The organism is Endobacterium cereale (assembly GCF_009617585.1).
GTDB classification, from domain to species: domain Bacteria; phylum Pseudomonadota; class Alphaproteobacteria; order Rhizobiales; family Rhizobiaceae; genus Neorhizobium; species Neorhizobium cereale.
Genome location: NZ_WIXI01000022.1, coordinates 32,019 through 56,035, shown reverse-complemented (window position 1 = coordinate 56,035; position 24,017 = coordinate 32,019). Strand labels below are relative to the sequence as shown.

Annotated in this window: 19 protein-coding genes and 1 tRNA gene; 5 read left to right on the top strand and 15 right to left on the bottom strand. The window is 59.3% G+C overall.

The window, feature by feature from the left end:
• Positions 1-52: 52 nt before the first annotated feature.
• Together mfd and GAO09_RS00505 are read right to left on the bottom strand one after the other, a co-directional pair.
• Positions 53-3,592 carry a transcription-repair coupling factor gene (gene mfd, locus GAO09_RS00510; RefSeq protein ID WP_153352124.1) on the bottom strand — a complete coding sequence of 1,180 codons (3,540 nt, stop codon included), beginning with the start codon at positions 3,590-3,592 and terminating at the stop codon, positions 53-55.
• Positions 3,589-3,918, bottom strand: a complete 330-nt coding sequence (locus GAO09_RS00505) for a succinate dehydrogenase assembly factor 2 (RefSeq protein WP_153352123.1) — start codon at positions 3,916-3,918, stop codon at positions 3,589-3,591. Before GAO09_RS00505 ends, mfd begins: the two co-directional genes overlap by 4 nt.
• A 220-nt stretch (positions 3,919-4,138) precedes the next feature.
• On the opposite strand from GAO09_RS00505, the gene GAO09_RS00500 reads away from it, so the two are divergent.
• Together GAO09_RS00500 and recG are read left to right on the top strand one after the other, a co-directional pair.
• The gene (locus GAO09_RS00500) at positions 4,139-5,143 is read left to right on the top strand and encodes an alpha/beta hydrolase family protein (RefSeq protein WP_209018559.1); all 1,005 of its coding nucleotides are present in this window, start codon (positions 4,139-4,141) and stop codon (positions 5,141-5,143) included.
• A 106-nt stretch (positions 5,144-5,249) separates the two neighbouring features.
• Positions 5,250-7,355 (top strand): ATP-dependent DNA helicase RecG, encoded by a 2,106-nt coding sequence (gene recG, locus GAO09_RS00495; protein WP_153352122.1) that lies wholly within the window; start codon positions 5,250-5,252, stop codon positions 7,353-7,355.
• Here recG and GAO09_RS00490 read toward each other — a convergent pair.
• From GAO09_RS00490 to pcsA, 9 genes are all read right to left on the bottom strand, one after another.
• Complete coding sequence (locus GAO09_RS00490) at positions 7,333-8,031, bottom strand: DUF502 domain-containing protein (protein WP_153352121.1); 699 nt, start codon at positions 8,029-8,031, stop codon at positions 7,333-7,335. The two genes, recG and GAO09_RS00490, sit on opposite strands and share 23 nt — an antisense overlap.
• Positions 8,032-8,043: 12 nt before the next feature.
• Complete coding sequence (locus GAO09_RS00485) at positions 8,044-8,547, bottom strand: GNAT family N-acetyltransferase (RefSeq protein ID WP_324184718.1); 504 nt, start codon at positions 8,545-8,547, stop codon at positions 8,044-8,046.
• Positions 8,544-10,370 (bottom strand): glutamine--fructose-6-phosphate transaminase (isomerizing), encoded by a 1,827-nt coding sequence (gene glmS / locus GAO09_RS00480; protein WP_153352119.1) that lies wholly within the window; start codon positions 10,368-10,370, stop codon positions 8,544-8,546. The genes GAO09_RS00485 and glmS overlap by 4 nt, the downstream gene beginning before the upstream one ends.
• A gap of 210 nt (positions 10,371-10,580) precedes the next feature.
• Positions 10,581-11,939: a bifunctional UDP-N-acetylglucosamine diphosphorylase/glucosamine-1-phosphate N-acetyltransferase GlmU gene (gene glmU / locus GAO09_RS00475; RefSeq protein WP_153352118.1), complete on the bottom strand. Its 1,359-nt coding sequence runs from the start codon at positions 11,937-11,939 to the stop codon at positions 10,581-10,583.
• 156 nt (positions 11,940-12,095) lie between these two features.
• Positions 12,096-13,169: a BMP family ABC transporter substrate-binding protein gene (locus GAO09_RS00470; RefSeq protein ID WP_153352117.1), complete on the bottom strand. Its 1,074-nt coding sequence runs from the start codon at positions 13,167-13,169 to the stop codon at positions 12,096-12,098.
• A 50-nt stretch (positions 13,170-13,219) separates the two neighbouring features.
• Positions 13,220-14,134: an ABC transporter permease gene (locus GAO09_RS00465; protein WP_153352116.1), complete on the bottom strand. Its 915-nt coding sequence runs from the start codon at positions 14,132-14,134 to the stop codon at positions 13,220-13,222.
• Complete coding sequence (locus tag GAO09_RS00460; RefSeq protein WP_153352115.1) at positions 14,127-15,224, bottom strand: ABC transporter permease; 1,098 nt, start codon at positions 15,222-15,224, stop codon at positions 14,127-14,129. The genes GAO09_RS00465 and GAO09_RS00460 overlap by 8 nt, the downstream gene beginning before the upstream one ends.
• A complete protein-coding gene (locus tag GAO09_RS00455; protein WP_324184717.1) occupies positions 15,214-16,812 on the bottom strand; it encodes an ABC transporter ATP-binding protein in 1,599 nt (532 codons plus the stop codon). The genes GAO09_RS00460 and GAO09_RS00455 overlap by 11 nt, the downstream gene beginning before the upstream one ends.
• Positions 16,813-16,963: 151 nt before the next feature.
• Positions 16,964-17,698 carry a phosphatidylcholine synthase gene (gene pcsA, locus GAO09_RS00450; RefSeq protein WP_153352114.1) on the bottom strand — a complete coding sequence of 245 codons (735 nt, stop codon included), beginning with the start codon at positions 17,696-17,698 and terminating at the stop codon, positions 16,964-16,966.
• Between the two features lie 157 nt (positions 17,699-17,855).
• Between pcsA and GAO09_RS00445 the strand changes: the two genes are divergently transcribed.
• Positions 17,856-19,067: a UbiH/UbiF family hydroxylase gene (locus tag GAO09_RS00445; RefSeq protein ID WP_153352113.1), complete on the top strand. Its 1,212-nt coding sequence runs from the start codon at positions 17,856-17,858 to the stop codon at positions 19,065-19,067.
• A 12-nt stretch (positions 19,068-19,079) separates the two neighbouring features.
• Here the strand turns inward: GAO09_RS00445 and GAO09_RS00440 are convergent, their stop codons facing one another.
• On the bottom strand, positions 19,080-19,838 hold the full coding sequence (locus tag GAO09_RS00440; RefSeq protein WP_324184716.1) for a cytochrome c biogenesis CcdA family protein: 759 nt from the start codon (positions 19,836-19,838) through the stop codon (positions 19,080-19,082).
• Positions 19,839-20,015: 177 nt separating this feature from the next.
• Here GAO09_RS00440 and GAO09_RS00435 point away from each other — a divergent pair, with 177 nt between their 5' ends.
• Positions 20,016-20,366, top strand: coding sequence for a hypothetical protein (locus tag GAO09_RS00435; RefSeq protein ID WP_153352112.1), 351 nt, complete (start codon positions 20,016-20,018; stop codon positions 20,364-20,366).
• Between the two features lie 33 nt (positions 20,367-20,399).
• On the opposite strand, the gene GAO09_RS00430 is transcribed toward GAO09_RS00435, so the two are convergent.
• The 3 genes from GAO09_RS00430 to GAO09_RS00420 all read right to left on the bottom strand — a co-directional run bounded on the left by GAO09_RS00430 (position 20,400) and on the right by GAO09_RS00420 (position 22,627).
• Positions 20,400-20,475, bottom strand: a tRNA-Ala gene (locus GAO09_RS00430).
• A gap of 160 nt (positions 20,476-20,635) precedes the next feature.
• A complete protein-coding gene (locus tag GAO09_RS00425; protein ID WP_153352111.1) occupies positions 20,636-21,103 on the bottom strand; it encodes a DUF3597 domain-containing protein in 468 nt (155 codons plus the stop codon).
• A 282-nt stretch (positions 21,104-21,385) separates the two neighbouring features.
• Positions 21,386-22,627, bottom strand: coding sequence for a tyrosine-type recombinase/integrase (locus tag GAO09_RS00420; RefSeq protein WP_153352110.1), 1,242 nt, complete (start codon positions 22,625-22,627; stop codon positions 21,386-21,388).
• A gap of 173 nt (positions 22,628-22,800) precedes the next feature.
• Here GAO09_RS00420 and GAO09_RS00415 point away from each other — a divergent pair, with 173 nt between their 5' ends.
• Positions 22,801-23,979 (top strand): hypothetical protein, encoded by a 1,179-nt coding sequence (locus GAO09_RS00415; protein ID WP_153352109.1) that lies wholly within the window; start codon positions 22,801-22,803, stop codon positions 23,977-23,979.
• Positions 23,980-24,017: the final 38 nt, after the last annotated feature.

The following is a 24,017-nucleotide window of genomic DNA, read 5'->3' as shown; positions in this document are numbered from 1 at the left end:
CAAGACACATCCGAAACGAAAAATCCCCGGGCTGCAAAACCCGGGGATTTTTTTATGTCTTTGCCAGTTCGGCCATCTGACCCATGATCTGAGCCGCCGTCACCAGCCGCTTTTCCGGCGTCGGCAGATCGCGGGTGAGGAACACGCTGTGGTCCGGCCGGATCTTGGCCATCGTGCCCTGCTTGGCAATGAAGCCGACGAGGTTGGCCGGGTTCGGGAACTGCTTGTCGCGGAACTGCAGCACGATCCCCTTCGGTCCTGCATCCACCTTCTCGACATTGGCCTTGCGGCACAGCGACTTGATGTAGACGACCTTGAGCAGGTTCTGCACTTCCTTCGGCATCGGGCCAAAGCGATCCATCATTTCGGCACCGAAACCGTCGATTTCAGCCAGTTCCGTCAACTCGCCTAGACGACGGTAAAGGCCCATGCGCAGATGCAGGTCCGGCACATAGTCTTCCGGGATCATCACGGTGATGCCGACGGAAATCTGTGGCGACCAGCCGGTATCGGTGATCTCGTCGTCGCCCTTCACCTCGGCGACCGCCTCTTCCAGCATCTGCTGGTAAAGCTCGAAACCGACTTCCTTGATATGACCCGACTGTTCTTCGCCGAGCAGATTGCCGGCGCCGCGGATATCGAGGTCGTGGCTGGCCAGCTGGAAACCTGCGCCAAGCGTATCGAGCGATTGCAGCACCTTCAGACGGCGCTCCGCCATGACCGTCAGCTGCTTGTTGACCGGCAGCGTGAACAGCGCAAACGCCCTCACTTTTGAGCGGCCGACACGACCTCGCAGCTGGTAAAGCTGGGCGAGACCAAACATGTCGGCACGATGCACGATCAGCGTGTTGGCGGTAGGCACATCAAGGCCGGACTCGACGATCGTGGTGGAGAGAAGCACATCATATTTGCCGTCATAGAAGGCGTTCATGATGTCTTCGAGGTCACCTGCCGCCATCTGGCCATGCGCGACGGCCACCTTCAGTTCCGGCACGTCGGAGCGCAAAAAGGCTTCGACTTCCGGCAGGTCGGCCAGACGCGGGCAGACATAAAAACTCTGGCCGCCACGGTAATGCTCGCGCATCAAGGTTTCGCGGATGACCAGCGCATCGAAAGGCGAGATGAATGTGCGCACCGCCATACGGTCCACCGGCGGCGTTGTGATCAGCGACAGTTCGCGAACGCCAGTCATGGCCAGCTGCAGCGTGCGCGGGATCGGTGTTGCCGAGAGCGTCAGCACATGCACGTCGCTTTTCAGCTCCTTCAGGCGCTCCTTGTGCTTCACGCCAAAATGCTGCTCCTCGTCGATGATGAGCAGCGCCAGATTGGCAAACTGGATGCCATTGCCGAGCAGCGCATGCGTGCCGACGACAATATCGACCTTGCCGTCCGCGACATCCTTTTTCGTCTGCGCCAGTTCCTTGGCCGTAACGAGACGCGAAGCCTGCGCCAGCTTGATCGGCAGGCCGCGAAAACGCTCGGTAAACGTCTTGTAATGCTGGCGGGCGAGCAGCGTGGTCGGCACGACGACCGCCACCTGCGCACCGTTCATGGCCGCGAAGAAGGCGGCGCGAAGCGCCACTTCCGTCTTGCCGAAACCGACGTCACCGCAGACAAGGCGATCCATCGGCCGTCCGGCGGCAAGATCCTCGCGCACGGATTCGATCGCGGTTTCCTGATCCTCGGTCTCGTCATAGGGGAAACGGGCGGCGAACTCGTCGTAAAGCCCTTCCGGCGTCGCCAGAACCGGCGCACGGCGGGTGATACGGGTGGCGGCAATGCGGATGAGCGCATCGGCCATGTCGAGCAGGCGTTTTTTCAGCTTGGCCTTGCGGGCCTGCCATGCGCCACCGCCCAGCTTGTCGAGATTGGCTTCCGCCGCATCCGAACCGTAGCGCGACAGGATGTCGATGTTTTCGACCGGCAGGAACAGCTTTGCCGCATCGGCATAATGCAGTTCCAGGCAGGCGCGCGGCGCACCGGCCGCTTCGATGGTGACGAGGCCGACGAACTTGCCGATACCATGTTCGGCATGCACGACCAGCGAACCTTCGTCGAGGCCCGCCACTTCGGTGAGGAAATCGGCTCCACGCTTGCGGCGCTTACCCCGGCGCACCATGCGATCGCCCAGAATGTCCTGCTCGCCGATGACGATCAGATCGCCCGTTTCGAAACCGGCTTCAAGGCTCATCACGGCTGCGGCCGCCTCACCCTTCTCCAGATTCTTCAGGTCATCGAGCTTTTCGATCAGGCGGATGCGTTTCAGCCCGCGCTCGTCCAGCACCTGCAACAGGCGATCCAGCGAACCGGCAGACCAGCCGGTGACCAGCACCTTGTCGCCCTCGGCGCGCTTGTCGGCGATGTGCTTGATGACCAGATCGAAAACATTGACGCGGCTGCTCTCGCTGTCGTCGCCGCGTTCCTGCTTTTCCGATTGCGTCTCGGCCTGGCTTTTGGCCCAGCGCGGCCCGGCATGCGCATCGAGAGCGATGACCTTGCGGCCTTCGGCGTCCATCTCGTTGAACGGCGTCAGGCGAATGGCACCGGCCTCATCGAGACCGGCGGCAAAACTCTTGCCGTCGAGATAAAGCTGGCCCGGAGACACAGGCTTGTAGGGCGTAGATTGAACGGCGCTCCCTTTGCCCTTCCCCTGAACACCGCTGTCACGGCGAGCCTCAAAATAATCGATCACCAGCTTGGAGCGTTCGACAGCCGCCTCGCGCGCCGTATGGTCGGTGACGATGCGAAAACCCTGCAGATAATCGAAAGCGGTTTCCAGCCTCTCGTAAAACAGCGGCAGCCAATGCTCCATGCCGGCATAACGGCGACCTTCGGAGACGGCCTGATACAGCGCGTCGTCACGATTGGCGGCGCCGAACAGAGACAAATAATTCTTGCGGAAACGGCTGATTGTATCGGGCGTCAGCGTCACTTCGCTCATCGGATTGAGATCGAGCGAACGCGCCTGCCCCGTGGTGCGCTGGCTGGCCGGATCGAATGAGCGGATCGTCTCCAGCGTATCGCCGAAAAAGTCGAGGCGCACCGGTCCTTCCGTACCCGGAACGAACACATCGAGAATGCCGCCACGCACCGCAAACTCGCCGACTTCACGCACGGTCGACACGCGGTCGAAACCGTTGCGCTCAAGCCGCGCGGCAATTTCGTCCATACGGATCTGGTTGCCGGGTTTGGCGGAAAAGGCGAGGCTTTCAATCACATCCGCCGGCGCGATCTTCTGCATCATCGCATTGACGGTGACGAGCACGATGGCCGGATGCGGCTTTTTCGCATGCGCGATCAGGCCGGACAAAGCCGCCAGACGGCGCGCGGACGTGTCGGCGCTCGGCGAAACGCGGTCATAAGGCAGACAGTCCCAGGCCGGCAGTGTCAGCACCGGAATTTCCGGCGCGACAAACCCCAGCATCTGTTCCAGATCGGCCATGCGCTGGCCATCCGAGATCACATAGGCAACCGATTGGCCGGCGCGCGCCATCTGCGCCAGAACCAGCGGCTCGATGCCGGCCGGCACATTGCCGATGATCAATGGTGTGGTGCTGGCAGCGATCTTCTTGACGTCAAAACCGGAAATCATCGAAACCCGTCACCCTTCGCATTGAGGCTTTCCCGCGTCACCAGATCGAAATCCGGGCGGTAGGATGCCAGACGTTCGAACAGTGGCGTGCAAAATCGTTCCGGAACCGCAACGGCCCCGGTAATCCAGCTGTTCAGGTCAGCATCTTCTTCCGCCATGATGATCTCGAATTCATCGAGTTCGGCATTGGAAAGCGTGGAAATCTGCTCTTCGGCGAACTGCCCGAAGACGAGATCCATCTCGCGAATGCCGCGGTGCCAGCAGCGATAGAGGATACGCCGGCGGCGTGGGTCGAGATCAGCGCTGGTGCGCGTCAGTCCAGTCATATGGGAAACCTTCGTGTTGCGCGCTCTCTATAAAGCATGGCTTCGCAAGGTGGAAACCGGTTTTTCCGGGAAAAGAGGATGTAATGTGCGGGAAGACGTTCACCGCCAGTGAATCGTTCCAAACCGACCTGCAACATCCCCGCAAAAAGAAAATGCGGAAGCCAAAAAGAGATATATAGTCATAAAATATCTGGCATATTGTTATTAGGGGATAACGGCTGTGATCCGCATATTCTGTCTGATTTCATTTCTAATGCTTACGCCCGAATTAGCCTTGTGCAAGGACGTTCCGCCTTCCTCTTACACCGCCGGCATTTCGCGCATGTCTGTCGCAGACGAGGACGGTGCCTTCGACACCATGATCTGGTATCCGACTGCTGGACCGGAGACGCCGTGGAGTGCTGGTCCCTTCACGCTGGCCGCGACACGCGATGCCGACATTGCGAGCGGTCAGCGGTTTCCTATCGTTCTTCTCTCCCATGGCAGCGGCGGTTCGCCCATGGGACATCGTGAGCTTTCTGCGAGCTTGGCACGTCGGGGCTTTGTCGTCGTATCTCCCGTGCATGTCGGCGACGCCTCGGGGCATCCGAGGTTCAAACCGCAATTGAAGATACTGAAGGCACGGCCGCGGCAGGCTGCCGCCGCGCTGAACGCCATCCTCACCGATCGTCGTTTTGCCGTGCACTTGGACGGCGATCGCGTGGCGGTAATCGGCTATTCAGCGGGTGGCTATACCGCCCTGGCGATCTCCGGCGCCCGCCCTGATTTGCAACTGGCATCGACATACTGCTCCGGTGATGGGCGAGAAGATGTCGGGGCATGCGGTCCGGTCAGAAGCGGGCCTCCTCCAGCCACCACGCTGCCCGATATATGGCCGCCGCCTACCGTGCCGCAGATCAAGGCCTTGGTCCTGATGGATCCGCTCAGCATGCTGTTTGACCGGTCTGGTTTGGCGTCGGTGACCATGCCGGCACTGTTGTTTCGGCCGCGGAACGATGCATATCTGCGGGCCACCGGTAATGCTCTTGGCTTGGCCCGCAATTTTCCTTCTGTGCCCGAGCAGATCGTCGTGCCCGGCAGTCATTTCGTTTTCATCGATCCCTGCCCCGCGGAGCTGATGCAGGAAGCCGCCGCCGTCTGCAGGGATGAGGACGGCGTTGACCGGGTGAAAATCCATCGCGACATCGAAAGCGATATTGCTGCATTTCTGCATCAAAATCTTTGAAGCGAATGGGCCGGAAAGCGCAGCCGACATGATCCGTTACGTTTATGCCGGTCAAACAACGCCGGCGCCATTGCCAATTTTCATTCGACATCGCATGTAAGTGCTCATGCGTCCCGCCATACTTGATCCGCTGTTTTCACCTGTTTCCACGCTCACCGGCGTCGGGCCAAAACTCGCCGACATGATCGCCAAGGTCACCGGTCGCGAGGATGCTGACGACTGCCGTGTCGTCGATCTGCTTTTCCACGCGCCGTTTTCGCTGATCGACCGTCGCAACCGGCCGGGCATCGCGCTGGCGCCGCAAGGGTCGATCGTCACCATCGAAGGCCGTGTCGACCGCCATGTGCCGCCACCGGCGCGCACCAACCAGCCTTATCGCGTTTATCTGCACGACGAGACGGGCGAGCTTGCCCTGACCTTTTTCCGCGCCAAGGGCAACTGGCTGGAAAAGACGCTGCCGATCGATGAGCAGGTGATGGTCAGCGGCAAGGTGGACTGGTTCAACGGCCGCGCCTCGATGATCCATCCGGATTTCATCGTAAAAGTGTCCGACGCCGAAAACCTGCCGCTGGTGGAGCCGGTCTATCCGCTCACCGCCGGCCTTTCGCCAAAAACGCTGCGCAAGGCGATCGAAGGCGGCGTTGCCCGCCTGCCGGAATTTGCAGAATGGATCGATCTCAGCCTTGCGCAACGTCAGTCCTTTCCATCCGTTTCGGATGCGTTTCGAGATCTGCATGACCCGCGCGATGCGGCGGACCTTGAACCGCAGGCACCGGCCCGCCGCCGTCTCGCTTATGACGAATTCTTGGCCGGCCAGGTGTCGCTGGCTCTGGTCCGCCAGAAAATCCGCAAAGTTCCGGGCGTTCCGATCCGGGTGAAGGGTGACGTTGCGGCAAAGATCGTCGCTGCCCTGCCCTTTTCTCTTACCGCCAGCCAGAAAAGTGCCGTCGAGGACATTTTGAAGGACATGGCCGGCGAGGATCGCATGCTTCGGCTGCTCCAAGGCGATGTCGGTGCCGGCAAGACGCTGGTGGCATTGCTCTCCATGGCGGCAGCCGTCGAAAGTGGCGGACAGGCGGTGTTGATGGCGCCGACCGAAATTCTCGCCCGCCAGCATTTTGCAACGATAGCGAAACTGGCCGATGCCGCCGGCATCACCGTCGATATCCTGACCGGCCGCACCAAGGGCAAGGAACGGGAGGCAATCAGCGAACGCATTGCGTCCGGTGAGGCGCAGATCATTATCGGCACGCATGCGCTCTTCCAGGATACGATCAGCTACCACAATCTGGCGCTGGCCGTGGTCGATGAGCAGCATCGTTTTGGCGTGCATCAACGCCTGCGGCTCACCTCCAAGGGCATCTCGCCGCATATGCTGGTGATGACGGCAACGCCGATCCCGCGCACGCTGGTTCTGGCTGCCTTTGGTGACATGGACGTATCAAAACTCACAGAAAAACCGGCGGGCCGCAAACCGATCCAGACCGTGACGGTTCCGACCGAACGCATCGGTGATATCGTCGGGCGCTTGCGAAGCGCCGTCGCCGAGGGCAAAAAGGCCTACTGGATCTGCCCGCTAGTGGAAGAATCCGACGTGGTGGAACTGATGTCAGCGGAAGAACGGTTTGCCGTTCTCGCCCGCGAACTCGGCGAAAAAAATGTCGGCCTCGTACATGGCCGCATGTCTGGCGCCGAAAAGGACGCCGTCATGGCCGCCTTCAAATCCGGCGAGATTCGGCTTCTTGTGGCGACGACCGTTGTGGAAGTTGGCGTCGACGTCCCGGATGCCACGATCATGGTCATTGAGCACGCCGAGCGTTTCGGTCTTGCCCAGCTGCACCAGTTGCGCGGCCGTGTCGGACGAGGCGCCGATGCCTCCACCTGCATCCTTCTTTACAAAGGTCCGCTCAGTGAAACCGGCCATGCCCGGCTTTCCATCCTGCGCGACAGCGAGGATGGCTTTCTGATCGCCGAGGAAGATTTGAAACTGCGCGGCGAAGGCGAATTGTTAGGGACACGCCAGTCTGGCACCCCCGGCTTCAAGCTTGCCAGTCTCGAAGCCCACGCCGACCTTCTGGAAATCGCCCGCAAGGACGCGAGCTATCTACTGGAAAAGGACCCGGACCTCACCAGCGAGCGCGGCGAGGCCATCCGGGTGCTGCTATACCTGCATCGCCGCGACGAGGCGATCAGGTTTTTGCGGGCGGGATAGGCGCGGAAAGAACCGGCACTTCGGGCGTCTTCGGCGTCCAGTCGGGAGCAATCAGGCCGCCGGAAATCAGCAGACGCGCACCCTCTTCAGGCGTCATGTCGAGCATGACGATCTTGCTCTTCGGCACGAACATCAGGAAACCGGCAGTCGGCACCGGCGTCGGTGGCAGGAACACACCGACCATTTCTTCGCCATCGCTGTTCAGACGAGCAGCAATCTCGCCCTGCACATCGCCGGAGATAAACACCAGCGCCCAGGTTCCGGGGCTCGGAAACTCGATCAGTCCACATTTCTTGAACGAGGTCGACTGTTCCTTCAATACCGTCTCAAAGATCTGCTTGAGGCTTTTATAGAGCGTGCGCACCAACGGCATGCGATGCAGCACCGACTCGCCAAAATTGACGATCGAGCGGCCGATCAGGTTCTTGCCGAGAAAGCCGATCATGGTGATCAGGATCATGGCAATCAGCAGGCCTGTGCCCGGAATGGTGACGTCGAAATAGTATTGCGGATTGTAGCGCTGCGGGATGTAGGGCGTCACCCAGCTGTCGGCCCAGTCGATGAAGGTGAAGGTCAGCCAGATGGTGATGGCCAGAGGCGCGCAGATGATCAGGCCGGTAAGAAAATTGTTTCTCAACCGACCGGCCAGCGACAGTTTTTCGAGGGGATCGGTCATAAAAGCCTGATTTTATTCTGAAGCAACGCCAAAAGCGTTGTGGAAGGAAAGAATGCCGGATGGTATCTGCCCCCGCAAGGGGAGCGCCATCAAATATTCCGGAGGCAGGCCCGGACTGGTGAGGCCTGTGTCCGTAAAGAAACCAAAACGCCTGTAATAAGCCGGCTCACCCAGCAGAACGCAGCCGGCCGCACCACGATTTCTGATCGCTTCAAGTCCATCGCGAATCAGCTGGGCTCCAGTGCCCTGCCCCTGATGCTCCGGCAGAACCGAAACGGGGCCGAGCGCAAACCAGCCATCCTCACCACTGGAAAACGTCACCGGCGAAAAGGCGACATGGCCGACGACAACACCATCGATCTCCGCGACCAATGAAACTGCCAGCGCACCGGCGTCTCGCAAGCGGTCGATGATGGCAGCCTCGTTGCCATCACTATATGGCATTCCGTCAAAAGCCGCCGCGGTGACGGCAGCAATTACCGCCGCGTCCCCCAGCTGCTCTTGCCGAAAAATCACTCGACGGTGACCGATTTTGCCAGGTTGCGCGGCTGGTCGACGTCGGTGCCCATGAAGACGGCCGTGTGGTAGGCCAGCAACTGGATCGGCAGGGCGTAGATCATCGGAGAGATCACTTCATCGACTTCCGGCAGCACGATGGTTGCCATGGTCGGCAGCTTGGTGGCAGCCGCGCCCTTTTCGTCGGTAATGAAGATGATCTTGCCGCCGCGCGCCGCCACTTCCTGCATGTTCGACACGGTCTTGTCGAAGAAGCGGTCGTAAGGGGCAATCACGATCACCGGCATATTCTCGTCGATCAGCGCGATCGGGCCATGCTTCAGCTCGCCAGCGGCATAACCTTCGGCGTGGATATAGGAGATTTCCTTGAGTTTCAGCGCACCTTCCAGCGCCAGTGGATAACTGGTGCCGCGGCCGAGATACAGCACGTCCTTGAAACGGGACAGGTCACGCGACAATGCCTCGACCTGCGGCTGCACGGCATTAAGGACGCGGCTCATGATGCGCGGCATCTCGATCAGGTGACCGATCATTTCCTTTTCAGCAGCCGCATCGATCGTGCCACGCGCGCGGGCAGCACCGATTGCGAGTGACGCCAGAACCGCCAGCTGGCAGGTGAACGCCTTGGTGGACGCAACGCCGATTTCCGGGCCGGCCAAGATCGGGAAGACCGCATCGGATTCACGCGCGATGGTCGATTCCTGCACGTTGACGATGGCGCCGATCTTCAGCCCCTGCTCCTTGGCATATCGCAGAGAAGCGAGCGTATCGGCAGTCTCGCCGGACTGCGAGATGAACAGCGCCGCCTGCGTTGGCGACAGTGGCAGTTCGCGGTAACGGAATTCCGAGGCTACATCGATCTCGACCGGCAGGCGTGCATAACGCTCGAACCAGTATTTGCCGACAAGGCCTGCAAGATAGGCCGTGCCGCAGGCGGAAATGGCAAGGCCCGACAGTTTTGAAAAGTCGATGGCATCGGCCTGCGGCTTCAGCGTTTTGGCGGCGAAATCCACGTAGTTGCCGAGCGCATGTGAAATGATCTCCGGCTGCTCGTAGATTTCCTTTTCCATGAAGTGGCGGTGGTTGCCCTTGTCCACCACATAGGCCGCCGCCTGGGAAATCTGGCTCTGGCGCTTTACCGGCTTGCCGGAATAATCGGTGACTTCGAGCTTGTCATGGGTGATGACGGCAAAATCGCCATCGACCAGATAGGTGATCTCGTTGGTGAATGGCGACAGCGCAATAGCGTCGGAACCGAGGAACATCTCGCCGCGACCGTGACCGATCGCCAGCGGCGGTCCAAAACGGGCCGACAGAATGGTGTCCGGCGCATCCTTGAACATCACCACCAGCGCATAGGCACCGTGCACGCGGTTCAGCATTTTCAGCATGGCAGCGCGATGGTCGAGACCTTCGCGTGTGTATTTCGCCAGCAGATGCGCAACGACTTCGGTATCCGTCTGGCTTTCGAACACGGCGCCTTCAGCGACCAGTTCGTCCTTCAGTTCGGAAAAATTCTCGATGATGCCGTTATGGACCACGGCAACGCCGTCGACGAAATGCGGATGCGCATTCAGCACGTTCGGCACGCCGTGGGTGGCCCAGCGGGTATGCGCGATGCCGATATTACCCGGCAGCGGTTCGCCGTCGAGCTTCTTTTCGAGGTTGAACAGTTTGCCTTCGGCACGGCGGCGATCCATTACGCCGTCATGGATGGTGGCGACACCGGCCGAATCGTAGCCGCGGTATTCGAGCCTGCGCAGCGCATCGACAAGACGCTCTGCCACCGGGCCTTTTCCGACGATCCCGACAATTCCACACATGTACGCTTTTTCCCAAGTTGGTTAGATCCGAGCGAATACCTAGCCGATCCAGTGACTTACGCAATCGGGCAGATGGTCACTTTCAATGTCGAAGCGTAACGCTCCACCGTTAACATTTAGAAATACGTAAAGAGCGAGTTTAAACACCCTGAAAACACAGGGAGCCCGGCATGCCGGGCTCCCTTTTAACTTCGCATCGTAACTGTTCTGTTATGTACCGCTGCACGCCTTCTTGAGCGCCAGTGCCCGCTCGCGGATCAGCTTTGCACGATTAGGCTTCACTTCCTGACGGGCCCGGCCAAACGCCAGCGCTTCGGCAGGTACATCGTCGGTGATGACGCTGCCGGACGCCACATAGGCACCATCGCCGATCGTCACCGGCGCCACCAGCGACGAGTTCGAACCGATAAAGGCGTCTGCGCCAATGCGGGTTTCGTGCTTGTTCACGCCGTCATAATTGCAGGTGATTGTGCCGGCCCCGATATTGGTATGGGCACCGATAAATGCGTCGCCGATATAGGTCAGGTGATTGACCTTGGCGCCCTCGCCGATCTCTGCCTTCTTCACCTCGCAGAAATTGCCGACCTTAGAACCGGCTCCGAGATTGGCACCCGGACGCAGGCGCGCATAAGGCCCGACGGTCGCACCGGCAGAAACATGAGCGCCTTCAAGATGCGAGAATGCATGGATGACGGCACCACTCTCGACGGTGACGCCGGGTCCGAAGACGACATTCGGCTCGATCAGCGCATCCTGGCCAATCTGCGTATCAAAGGACAAAAAGACGGTTTCCGGTGCAATCATCGTCACGCCGGACACCATGATCTCGTGGCGACGGCGCTCCTGCCAGAGCTTTTCGATATAGGCCAGTTCGGCGCGGTTGTTGCAGCCGGTCAGCTCGCTTTCCGGCGCATCGACGGCCACGACCTTGCCACCGGCAGCACGGGCGATTTCCACCAGATCGGTGAGATAATATTCACCCTTGGCATTCTTGTTGTCGATCTTGTCGAGCAGTGCCTGAGCCTTGGCACCATTGATCGCCATCAGGCCGCTATTGCACCAGGTGACCTTGCGCTCTTCGTCCGTCGCGTCCTTTTCCTCGCGGATGGCGATCAACTCGCCATTCTCGACGAGGAGGCGACCATAACCGGTCGGCTTGTCGGTATGGAAACCGATGACAACGATATCGGCGCCTTCGGCCAACTTTACACGTGCAGCCTCAAAGGGGGCCGGCGTGATCAACGGCACGTCGCCATAAGCGACGACCACATCGTCATAACCCTTGGCGATCGCTTCGCGGGCCGCCAGAACAGCGTGACCGGTGCCGAGCCGCTCCGTCTGCAAAAAGCTCGACGTGTTGATGCCGCCGATCTGCGCCGCCTTTTCCACCTTGTCCGCATCACGGCCAAGCACCAGCGCCGCATCGCCCATGCCGGCGCCGACGACTGCCTGCATCACATGCGCGATCATCGGACGGCCGGCGACCGGATGCAGCACTTTCGACATCGACGATTTCATGCGGGTGCTGTCGCCTGCGGCGAGGATCACGGCCAGACATGTGCGGCTCATCTTGAAACTCCTTGGGTCATCCTGCCCGTCATTTAGCGAAAGGCTGATGGAAACACTATCAACGGCTTGTAACGCAGCGATACAAAAAGGGCACTCCTTTCAGAGCGCCCTTTTCAAACTTCGTTACCTCAACGGCTTAAGGCCGATGAGCCAACATCACTTCGGCAGTTGGTCGTCCACGCCTTCGACGTAGAAATTCATGCCGAGCAGCGTGCCGTCCTCGGCCTTTTCACCGGCCTTCAACCATTCCGAACCGTCCTGCTTGTTGATCGGGCCGGTGAACGGATGCAGTTCACCCGACTTGATCTTGGCTTCGGTCTCTTCGGCCATCGCCTTCACGTCGTCCGGCATGTTGGTGTAGGGCGCCATGGTGAGAATGCCGTCCTTCAGGCCGTCCCAGATCTGCTCCGACTTCCAGGTGCCGTCCAGCATCGCCTTGGTGCGCTTGATGTAATACGGACCCCAGGTGTCGACGATTGCCGTCAGCTGTGTCTTCGGACCGGCCGCGATCATGTCGGAAGCCTGGCCGAAGGCCATGATGCCGCGCTCAGCCGCAACCTGGATCGGCGCGGTCGTGTCGGTGTGCTGGGTCAGGATGTCGACGCCTTGGTCGACCAGCGCCTTGGCGGCGTCAGCTTCCTTGCCCGGGTCGGCCCAGGTGTTTGCCCATACGACCTTGATCTTGAAATCCGGGTTGACCGACTTTGCGCCGAGTTCGAAGGCATTGATGCCCATGACCACTTCCGGGATCGGGAAGGATGCGATGTAGCCGGCAAGGCCCTTCTTCGACATCTTGGCAGCGATCTGGCCCTGGATGTAGCGACCTTCGTAGAAACGCGAATTGTAGGTGGCGACGTTTTCAGCTGCCTTGAAGCCTGTTGCGTGCTCGAACTTCACCTTCGGGAACTTTGCCGCGACCTTGACGGTCGCATCCATGAAGCCGAACGAGGTCGTGTAGATCATCGCGCAGTTGGAACGCGCCATGCGCTCGATGGCGCGCTCGGCATCCGGGCCTTCCGGCACGTTTTCGAGGAAGGCGGTCTCGATCTTGTCGCCCATTGCCTTTTCCAGCGCCATGCGACCGATGTCGTGAGCCTGCGTCCAGCCGCCATCGGTCTTCGGACCGACGTAGATGAAACATACCTTGGACTTTTCCTGTGCCTGGGCAGCACCGGACATACCACCGAGAACGGCAGCAGACGCAGCAAGTGCGATGATCAGCTTCTTCATTTTCAACCCCTGTTGGCTTGAAGTGTTTGTTCGTTTGTTATTGCGCGCTGTCATCGGTCCGGAACGAAAGGTTTTCCGAGCGAGGCCGGCGTGTTGATGAGTGTCGTGCGGCGATTATGCGAAATGATCACAAGAACGACAATAGTGGCGGCATAAGGAAGTGCCGAAAGGAATTGCGACGGAATGCCCACACCAAAGGCCTGAGCATGTAGCTGACCGATCGTTACGGCGCCGAAAAGATAACCGCCGGCGAGAATACGCCAAGGCCGCCACGAGGCGAACACGACAAGCGCCAGCGCGATCCAGCCACGGCCGGCCGACATGTTTTCCACCCATTGCGGCGTATAGACCAGCGACAGCTGCGCTCCGGCGAGACCGGCACAGGCGCCGCCGAACAGAACGGCCAGATAACGGGTGCGCACCACGTTGATGCCGAGTGCATGCGCCGAGCCGTGATTGTCGCCAATGGCCCGCATCTTCAAGCCCGTGCGGCTTTTGAACAGAAACCAGTTGACGCCGATGATCAGCGCGATCGACAGGTAGAAGATCAGGTCCTGCGCGAACAGAACACGGCCGATGAACGGAATGTCCGAGAGAACCGGAAACACGATCGGCTGCAGTTTCGTGCCGGCCAGGCCGACAAAACTTTCGCCCAGCTGGCCCGAGACCCCGAGGCCGAGAATGGTCAGCGCCAGACCGGTCGCCACCTGATTGGTAACGAGCGTCAGCGTCAGGAAACCGAACAGCAGCGAAAACAATGCACCGCCGCCGATGCCGGCCAGAACGCCGAGATAGGGTGAGCCGGTCATATGGGCCGTCGCAAAGGCGCAGACGGCGCCCATGATCATCATTCCCTCGACACCGAGGTTCAGCACGCCAGAACGTTCCGCCACCAGTTCGCCCATGGCGGCGATCACCAGCGGCGTTGCGGCGGTCATGACGGTCAGCAGGATTGCTTCAAACATTTTTTTGAGCTCCCGCCTCAGTCTTGTTGCCGGAAAACACCAGTCGGATGCGGTAGAGGATCAACGTGTCGCAGGAGAGCACGAAAAACAGCAGCAGGCCTTGGAAGACGCGCGAAATCTTGTCGGAAATGCCGATGGACAGCTGCGCCGCTTCACCGCCGAGATAGGTGAGCGCCAGAACCAGACCGGACGCGATAATGCCGAGCGGATTGAGGCGACCGAGGAAGGCGACGATGATGGCGGTAAAACCGTAACCCGGCGAGATCGACGGCTGCAGATGGCCGATCGAACCCGACACTTCGGAAATGCCGGCAAGCCCGGCAAGCGCGCCGGACAGCATCAGCGCGAACCACACCATCTTTTTTGAGGAGAAACCGGCAAACCGCCCTGCCCGTTCGGCCTGACCCAGAACAGAAACCTCAAACCCCTTGAGCATGAAGCGCATCATGAACCACAGCGCGACGGCCGCAACGATGGCGAATACGGCCGCCCAGTGGGCACGGCCGGAGTCCAATAGTTCCGGCAGGATCGCTTCAGGCGCAAAGCTTATGGTTTTCGGAAAATTGTAGCCCTGCGGATCGCGCCAGGGACCGCGCACCAGCCAATCGAGAAACAGCTGGGCGATATAGACCAGCATCAGACTGGTCAGGATTTCATTGGTGTTGAAACGCGTTTTCAACAGCGCCGGGATGCCGGCATAAAGCGCGCCGCCCAGCATGCCCATGATCAGCATGGCGGGTAGAAGCAGCACCGAATGCCATTGCGGCATCAGAACCGGCAGGATCGAACCGGTAATCGCACCGATGGTGAACTGCCCCTCGGCGCCGATATTCCAGTTGTTGGAGCGATAACAGATCGACAGGCCGACAGCGATCAGGATCAGCGGTGCCGCCTTGATGACCAGTTCATGCAGCGACCAGACATCGAACAGCGGTTCGACGAAAAAAGTGTAGAGCGTAGCGACCGGGTCCTTGCCCATCAGCCAGAACATCAGCCCGCCGAAAAACAGTGTGAGCACCAGCGCGAGCAGCGGCGAGATGGCGGCAAAGGCAGTGGAGGCACGTGGGCGCCGTTCGAGTTCAATGCGCATCGGCAGCCTCCCCGGCCATGGCTGCATCATGAGAAGCATGTTGGGTCGAATCGTGGATGCCGCCCATCAAAAGACCGATACGTTCCAGCGAAAGTTCCCCGGCCGGATAGGCTTGCGACAGCTTGCCTTCGGAAATCACCGCAATCGACGTCGCCACTTCAAAAATTTCGTCGAGATCCTGGCTGATCACCACCACGGCCGAACCGGCTTTGGCAAGATCGATCAGCGCCTGCCGGATACGACTTGCGGCTCCCGCATCCACGCCCCAGGTCGGCTGATTGACGACCAGCACGGAAGGCTGGCGGTCCAGTTCGCGCCCGACGATGAACTTTTGCAGGTTTCCGCCCGAGAGCGAACCGGCGGCCGGGTCCTCACCGCTCTTGCGCACATCCATGGCCTGACAGATGCGGGCAGCCGCACTGCGCACTGCACCATGACGGATGACGCTGGCAAACCCGCCGGACAAAAACGCCTTGCGATCGGAATGCGCACGCGCAAGCAGCAGATTGTCCGACAAGGACATCTGCGCCACGGCCGCATGGCCATGCCGCTCTTCCGGCACGAAACCGGCACCCAGCAGACGGCGGTCGTTGATACGCATACGCCCGACCGACCTGCCACGGATCTTGATGGCATCCTTGTCGCTCACCGGATATTCACCCGAAAGCGCGTCAAAGAGTTCGCCCTGACCGTTACCGGCAACGCCGGCGATCGCCAGCACTTCGCCGGCCCGCACGGCCAAGGCAACATCCTTCAGCGATACGGAAAACGGCGTACGTGCGGCAACCGACATGCCGGAAACCTCGAGCAGCGCCTCTCCCGGCGCGCCAAGCTCCTCGCGATGCACGGCGGCAACATCGCTGCCCACCATCATGCGGGCCAGCGAGGCCGGGGTTTCCTGCTTCGGATCGCAGGCGCCCGTCACCTTGCCATGCCGCAGCACGGTGGCGCGGTCGCAGATTTGCCGGACTTCATCCAGTCGGTGACTGATATAGAGGACCGATCGGCCCTCGGCTTTGAGCTTGAACAGCGTCTCGAAAAGGCGTTCCGCTTCCTGCGGCGTCAAGACCGAGGTCGGCTCATCGAGAATGATGAGTTTGGGGTTCTGAAGAAGAGCACGGACGATTTCGATGCGCTGGCGCTCGCCGACAGAAAGATCGGCCACATGCATGTTGGGATCGAGCGGCAGCCCATAGGCATGCGACAGCGCCGCCGCCTCTTGCGAGATCTTCGAAAGGGAAATCTTCGGATCGAGCGAGAGCGCGATATTCTCGCCAACGGTCAGGGCTTCAAACAGCGAAAAATGCTGAAAAACCATTCCTATGCCAAGATTTCTTGCCTGACCAGGTGAAGAGATGGAGACAGGCTTTCCCTGCCAGAAAATCTGCCCGGCGCTTGGCTGGAGAACCCCAAACAGCATCTTGACGAGCGTGGATTTTCCGGCACCATTTTCGCCCAGCAGCGCGTGGATTTCACCGGGAGCGATATCGAGGTCGATCCCGTCACATGCGGAAAAAGTGCCGAAAAGCTTCGTCAGCCCTCGAACCGAAAGAAGCGAAGGCTCTCCCTGATCCTGCGATGAAACCACTCAATTCCCCTCGTCCATCGCGGGCGGCTTTCTCTGAAACCTGATGCCCGGATGATGACATCTGCAAAGACTTCTCCGTATCAACGCCTAAAAAACATTCAAGCTCTTTTTTAAGCCATGCACAACTGCAAACAAGATACGGCCACAGATCTTATTTGGGCGCACCGAGTTTGGGGAACATCTGCAGCACGCCGCCGATGACGTAGAGATAAAGTCCGGTGATCACCACGCCCCAGACCAGCCACGGCGGGCTGTCGAAATGCAGCAGCAGCGCATAACCACTCAAGGCGCACCATACGAAAAAGATGCCGAGATTGAGCGGCCGCAGACGCTTGACGCGTACCGGATGCAGGAAATTAATCGGCAGAAAGGTCAGGAACACCGAGATCGCGACGATGATCATGGCCGTTACAGCGCTCGGCTGGATCACGAACAGCGTGAAAATCAGCATGTTCCAGACGACCGGAAAGCCCGAGAAGAAATATTCGTCGGTCTTCATGCCCATGTCGGCATAATAGATGGCACTCGACACGACGATCATGCCGGCCGCCACGAAGGACCATGGCTCGCCGATCATGCCGCTCTTGTAGAGCGCAAAAGCCGGCAGAAGCACATAGGTCACATAGTCGATAATATTGTCGAGCATATCGCCCGACCAGTTCGGCAGGACTTCACGCACCCGAACTTTTCGCGCGATCGGTCCGTCGATGCCATCGATGAAGAGTGCAAGGCCGAGCCACCACCACATATCGACAAAGCGTGATTCAGAAGCAGCTACAACGCCGAGAAATGCGAAGAACGATCCGGAAGCCGTGAGGATGTGCACGGAGAAAGCGCGGATTTCCGCGTAGGGAACCTTGCGATAGTTGAAGACGCGCCGGATCAAAAGGTATTCCCCATGTCTAATTCAAGCATGGCGGTATGCGGCCAATCGCCCGGCAATGCAACCTTCTGCTTGAGCGCACGGTTAAAACCAGCAAATCGCTTATGGATAAGTATGGCCGAAAGGCATAAATGAGCGCCATCAATCAAGGAGTTCTGCCATGCATGATGTCGAGATAGCCGTTGTCGGACACGGACTGGCCGGAAGCGTGGCAGCACTGGCGCTCGCCCGCAGCGGTCGCAAGGTGGCGCTGATCGGCCCGGTGAAAGCCGGCAATGACGAGCGCACCACCGCACTGATGGACCAGTCGATCCGCTTTATGGACCGCCTCGGCCTTTGGCAGCTGATCGAGCCGTCCTCCGCCGGCCTTCAGGTCATGCAGATCATCGATGGCACCGACCGTCTGTTGCGCGCGCCGCCGGCGCAGTTCCGCGCCGCCGAGCTCGGCCTTGCCGCCTTCGGCTACAACATCCCCAACAAGGCCCTGTCCGAGGTTCTGGAAAAAGCAGTCGCCGCCGAAACCAATATCCAGCGCATCGACAGCACGGTCGAAAAGGCCGAACCGTCCGCAGAACACGTGACGCTGACGCTCGGCAATGGCGAAACACTGATAGCGGCGCTCGCCGTCGGTGCCGATGGCCGCAACTCGATCCTGCGCAATGGCGCCGGCATCGACGTCAAAAAATGGGCCTATCCGCAATCGGCTGTCGTCCTGAATTTTTCGCACGAGCTGCCGCACGGCAATGTCTCCACCGAATTTCACACCGAGACCGGCCCGTTCACGCAGGTGCCGCTGCCGGGGCGCCGTTCCAGCCTTGTGTGGGTGGTAACGCCCGAAACCGCCGAACGTTTGCTGGCCCTGCCGCTCGATCAGCTGTCGCTTGAGGTGGAGCGCCGCATGCAGTCGATCCTCGGTAAGATTACGGTGGAAGCCGGTGCGCAAAGCTGGCCGCTTTCCAGCCTGATGGCAAAACGTTTCGGCAAGGGCCGCATCGCGCTGGTCGGTGAAGCCGCGCACGCCTTCCCTCCGATCGGCGCGCAGGGCCTCAATCTGTCGCTGCGGGATGTAATGGCGCTGGTCGACCTTGTCGGCAATGCCGACGGCCGTGACATTGCCGCAGACACCGGCGACCGTTTCGAGCGCCGCCGCCGTCCCGATATCATGACACGCACCTTTGGCGTCGATCTGCTCAACCGTTCGCTTCTTTCGGACTTTTTGCCGATGCAGTTGGCGCGCGCCGGTGGCCTGCATCTGCTTTCCGGCATCAGCCCTCTCAGAAACCTGCTGATGCGCGAAGGCGTGGAACCGGGCCGCGGCGTTCGCGACCTGCTGAACACGTTCAAGCCCTCATGGATGCGCAAAAGCGCCTGAGGGGCGGCCGTGTCAGCCGATCTGGCTGAGAATTGGAAAGGTCTGCTGGAACCAGATCGCCATGTCGGAAATGAAACCGAACAGGAAGGCGAGACCGGTCACCACCAGCAGGCCGCCCATGACCTTTTCCACCATGCCGAGATGGCGGCGGAAACGGCTGAGGAACCGCATGAAGGCACCGGAAAAGCCGGCAGCGATCCAGAACGGCACGGCAAGCCCGAGCGAATAGACGGACAGAAGTGCAACGCCCTCGCCCACCGTATCGCGCGAGGCGGCAACGCCGAGAATGGTGCCGAGGATCGGCCCGATACAGGGCGTCCAGCCGAATGCGAACGCAAGCCCCATCACATAGGCGCCGGAGAGCGTGGCAGGTTTGCCGCCGCCTTGGAATCGCGCCTCGCGTGCCAGCATGCCGATCCGGAACAGGCCTAAGAAATTCAGGCCCATGATGATGATGATCACGCCGCCGATCTTGGACAGGATATCCAGATGCTGGCGCAGCATCACGCCGATCGACGATGCGCCGGCCCCCAGCGCCACGAATACGGTGGCAAACCCCAGCGTGAAGCAGAATGCTGAAAACAGAATCGCCCGCTTGGTCTCGGAGCTGACGACAACCGGTCCATCCGCCTTGCCGCCACGGAACTGCTCCACGGAAACACCGGCCATATAACAGAGATAGGGCGGCACCAGCGGCAGAACGCAGGGAGACAGGAAAGACAGGGCGCCAGCGAACAGGGCGCTCAGCAGGGAAATTTCGGCAATCGACACGCAAACGGCTCCAGAACGGAAGACAGCGTTCTCCTAGCCCCGACGACATCCGCTTGCCAATCACCTTTTGCGGCGCAGGCGGCGATTGCATTCAGTCCGGGCCGGCTTGCCTGCTGCATCAACCGCATTAGTTTTGGGGGCATGAGCACAACGGAAGCCGCCGGAAGACCCGTTACGATGAACCTCACGCACATCTCCTTGAATACGGAATGGGCAGAGGCTTTTGGTTTCGTCATCAAGCTGGAATATGGTTTTCCCGATATCGAGCAGCCTGAATTGGAGATTTTTCGTGATAGCGAGGAGGCGCGGGCGAATGACTGGCGCATCTATGGCGTACCATCGAAGGCCGAAACGGATTTTGCCGAACATGTTAAATTTTCCGAGCCCGGCACCGTTCGTTATGTTCCGCTTGGCATTTCGGTTCTGCGTATCGAATTCGTGCGCTGTTACCACAGCATCTACGACTATCCGCGCGGCGGCCCGACGGTTGTGCCCCGCTACGATTTTATCGTTACCGAATTCGCCTGAGCGAAAAGGACCGGATGGTTGATGATAAGGGATTGGTGGAGCCGAGCGGGATCGAACCGCCGACCTCCGCAGTGCGATTGCGGCGCTCTCCCAGCTGAGCTACGGCCCCTGACAAGCGAAGGGATAGGCGACCGGAGATGGAGCGTGAATGCGGCAGGATGGCGCGGGTTGACGACTGCAAGTTCTGACTTGGAAAGCCCGGCTCTCCCAAAAAGCAACAAGCCCGCACATGGCGAGCTTGCTTCAAGACGCCTAAATGAGATCGCAACTCAATCCAGCAGATCTGCCGGCACCTTGCCGCCATTTTCCGACAGCTTCTTGAGCAGCGCCTTGTGCAGCCAGGTGTTCATTTCGGCGGAACCGTTCTTCTCGCCCGTATAGCCTAGTTCGTCTGCCAGTTCCTTGCGCTCCGCAAGGCTCGCATCCATGCCGAGCGCCTTCATCAGATCAACGATTGAATGTTTCCAATCGAGTTTCTGACCGCTGTTCTTGACGGCTGAATCGAGAATAGACGCGATATCGACAACCTGTCCTGACGCTGGTGTGGCCGAAGCCGCCGGCGTGGATGCTGTCGATGCGCCGGAGGTTGCGGGTGCGGCTGATGCCGTGCCACCAACGGGGTCAGTGCTGGTGACCGATGGCTCGGCAGAAGTGGCGCCGGGCGCAGATGCCGAAGGCGTCGCAGCCGCTGCAGGATGCCCCCAAATTGCGTTCTTGATCTTGCTGAAGATGCCCATGGCTTTCTCTCCTCGTGATGATTTTCGGACCAAAAGTCCGCGATCATCAACGAGTTTTACCGGGTTTGTGTTCCGCATTGGTCTCGGGCCAAAAGCACGACGCCAGATTCGACACAGACAATATCAGTCTGGATAAAATTCCGACTGCATTCCATGGCGATCGGAAACCGGTAAGGTGGTGAGAGCGCAGGGGTTCGAACCCTGGACCTACTGATTAAAAGTCAGACGGTAAACCCCTATTTTGCAGGACATGTAAGCAACCATGTGACTCCTATGTGCCATTCATGCCAGAGCCTCCGCGATCTTGTCAAATGCGATCTGATGATCGTCGCTTGGAAATAGATGACCGTAGCGGTTCATGGTGATCGCATATGAGGCGTGACCGGCCAGAGTCTGGACGGCTTTTGGTTGAAGGCCGGCTTCAATCCACGTCGACACAGCGAAGTGACGAAGTGCATGCCAACCGATTGGCTCTACGCCAGCCGCGACGATCGTAGGATCCCAGAACCGTTTCATCATATTCGTATGTCTGGTGAAATTTCCTCGGCTATCTGGAAAAACGAAATCGTCGTCCTTGGAGAACTTCGTTGCGGCTCGCCACTCGATCAGTCGTGTCAAGAGTGCTTTGCCCATGGGGACCGTCCTCTTGCCAGCAGCGCTTTTCGTTGTGTCGATGTTACCATATGCGTCAATGCGGCTATCGACGGTCACTTTTCCCAACTGCAGGTCTATGTTTCGCCAACGCAGAGCCCACTGCTCCGACGCCCTGAGACCAGTCGAGGCAGCAAAACGAATCTGCAGCTTAAAGGCAGCAGCAATCATCTGGTCGCGCACCTTACGTGCCCGCTTCACCGCAGCATCGTCCTGAAGGGCGACATCGACCTCCGCGGCCAAGAGAGTGGCCAGGTCATCCTTTGACGGCGGCGTCACTCGCTCGGAATCTTCGTCCCTCGTGCCGATGACCCGGATCCCTTTGGCGACATTCATTGTAACGAGATCTGTCTCGACCGCATGTTTCATAATGCGAGAAAGCGTCCCTAGGACACGGCGCGTCGTTACAACCCCTGCACCATGCCTGCGCATTTCATCTCGGAACTTGATGGTCCTTGCCGCGGTCAGGTCCGCCAACTTGATAGCCCCGAGCCCGCCTTTAAAACCAATCGAGTCCTTACGCACGAGACCGGGCCTGCGAACAACGTAATCGCCGGCGGGATCGATGTAATTCTCACAGTGCTGTCGCGTGGTGCGAAGGTAACTTTCAGTTACCTTCTCGCCACGGTTGCTCCTCTCGGTCATATATTTGCAAAACGCGGCACATGCCTGCGCAACATCAGCCTTGTCGGCAAGTGGCCGATACGTCCCCGACCTAGTCGAGCCCTGAAGCTCAGCGAGACGGTCCTCGGCATCTCGCTTGAGCTTGAATTGCTCACGGTGCCGCTTTCCAAACCGGTCGACAAAATCAATCTGCCAAGCCTCATGGTTTCCGCTGGCGTTCGACCACTTCCGCCTCTTAACCTTCGCCATATAGACCTCCTGATATTTTTGGCACAAAATCAGGTTGGCACATGAGATGCAAGATCGGAGACCAGTTTTGATAGGTCGCTTCCCCTGTGGAAAAACATAGTTGCACACTATAGATATGTGCGTCGGTGGTAGAAACGATTAGGGTTCGTGTGCCTTTAATCAGAGAGCAGAGTGTGGATAGCCAGCGCACAATCAAGCTACTTTCATCCCTCAATAGAAAAGCCATCGAACTTGACAGGTTCGTTGACGCGCTACCCGTGGCGCAGGACCTGCCAGGCCTTAAGCGCGCCGTTTATGTGCTGCGAACGGAAATCAGTGATAATCTTCGCACGCCAGACAGCATGGCCATGGACCGAGTAGAGCGTCTTCGGATCATGATCGGAGAGATAAGCGCGTTTTCTACCTCGATGGCGCTAAGAAATGATGTGCGTCCAGCGGAGGGTATGGCGACGCCCCTTAGCGCAGCGCAAATACTCGAGAGCAGATGCGTCTCGCTGAACAACAACACGCTCGGGCTTGAAATTGGACTTAACAGAGTGGCGCCCGAGGATATCGCCAAGCATATACCGGGGCAGAAAATTGCGGCATTTCAGTTCGCTTTTGGCGATGGCAGATTGGTCCTCCAACCTCAAACTGATGCTACCTTGCCAGGCGACGAAGCGGTCGCTGCCAGCGCGCGTGAGCTTCTAATCGAGGAGGGTTTCCGCCTATTGGGCGAGCTTCAGACCTCGAACTGCGGGCCACGTTTGATATCCGCATTCTCCCTGCTCCAAGGCAAGATTGAAGCCGGCAATGACGTGGTCCAGATCGGCATGCGCGTCCGGACTGCTGATGCCGCTCTTCGAGCAAGTTCCGATGAGTTTGCCGCGTCGCAGTTCGCGATCCTCGCAGCACATCTGCTAAATATATCCCACTATCTGGCGCAGTTTCCTGCATGGCAGCGCTTTGCCGAGAACGCTGCAGGCGTAGCATTGTCTGATGAAGACCTTACCAGCCTCCGATCGACGTCCCGAGCTCTTGCATCCTATTTGAGAGAGAGGCCGAATCTAGCTGACGCCGCAGTCCCGGAAGCGCTCGAGACTGTAAGCGTATGGGCAGCCGACAGCGCTGAACTCGATGGCAAGGTAATCTTGGCACTCGCCCGAACTTTAGAAAACTTATGGTCACTTGTCGTCCGTGGAGTGGTTGCTGTCAGAGACGAGCTCGTCAAGGAAGGTCGCAAACGTGTTGCGGCCGGTATCATTGCGCTCGTCGTTTCAGCATGTGCAACTTTCGCGCCGTCTATGGCGCAGATCCCCGGTGCTGAATGGATCAATGCGACCTTTGACTACGTCCAGGCCCTGCTGCCCTGAGCCCCAGCGCTGTGCAGGTGTTCCCGCCCACTTGTGCA

Coding starts and splice junctions, on each gene's coding strand:
- mfd (WP_153352124.1), bottom strand. CDS start 3,592: ATGATTTCCGGTTTTGACGTCAAGAAGATCGCTGCCAGCACCACACCA.
- GAO09_RS00505 (WP_153352123.1), bottom strand. CDS start 3,918: ATGACTGGACTGACGCGCACCAGCGCTGATCTCGACCCACGCCGCCGG.
- recG (WP_153352122.1), top strand. CDS start 5,250: ATGCGTCCCGCCATACTTGATCCGCTGTTTTCACCTGTTTCCACGCTC.
- GAO09_RS00490 (WP_153352121.1), bottom strand. CDS start 8,031: ATGACCGATCCCCTCGAAAAACTGTCGCTGGCCGGTCGGTTGAGAAAC.
- glmS (WP_153352119.1), bottom strand. CDS start 10,370: ATGTGTGGAATTGTCGGGATCGTCGGAAAAGGCCCGGTGGCAGAGCGT.
- glmU (WP_153352118.1), bottom strand. CDS start 11,939: ATGAGCCGCACATGTCTGGCCGTGATCCTCGCCGCAGGCGACAGCACC.
- GAO09_RS00470 (WP_153352117.1), bottom strand. CDS start 13,169: ATGAAGAAGCTGATCATCGCACTTGCTGCGTCTGCTGCCGTTCTCGGT.
- GAO09_RS00465 (WP_153352116.1), bottom strand. CDS start 14,134: ATGTTTGAAGCAATCCTGCTGACCGTCATGACCGCCGCAACGCCGCTG.
- GAO09_RS00460 (WP_153352115.1), bottom strand. CDS start 15,224: ATGCGCATTGAACTCGAACGGCGCCCACGTGCCTCCACTGCCTTTGCC.
- GAO09_RS00445 (WP_153352113.1), top strand. CDS start 17,856: ATGCATGATGTCGAGATAGCCGTTGTCGGACACGGACTGGCCGGAAGC.
- GAO09_RS00435 (WP_153352112.1), top strand. CDS start 20,016: ATGAACCTCACGCACATCTCCTTGAATACGGAATGGGCAGAGGCTTTT.
- GAO09_RS00425 (WP_153352111.1), bottom strand. CDS start 21,103: ATGGGCATCTTCAGCAAGATCAAGAACGCAATTTGGGGGCATCCTGCA.
- GAO09_RS00420 (WP_153352110.1), bottom strand. CDS start 22,627: ATGGCGAAGGTTAAGAGGCGGAAGTGGTCGAACGCCAGCGGAAACCAT.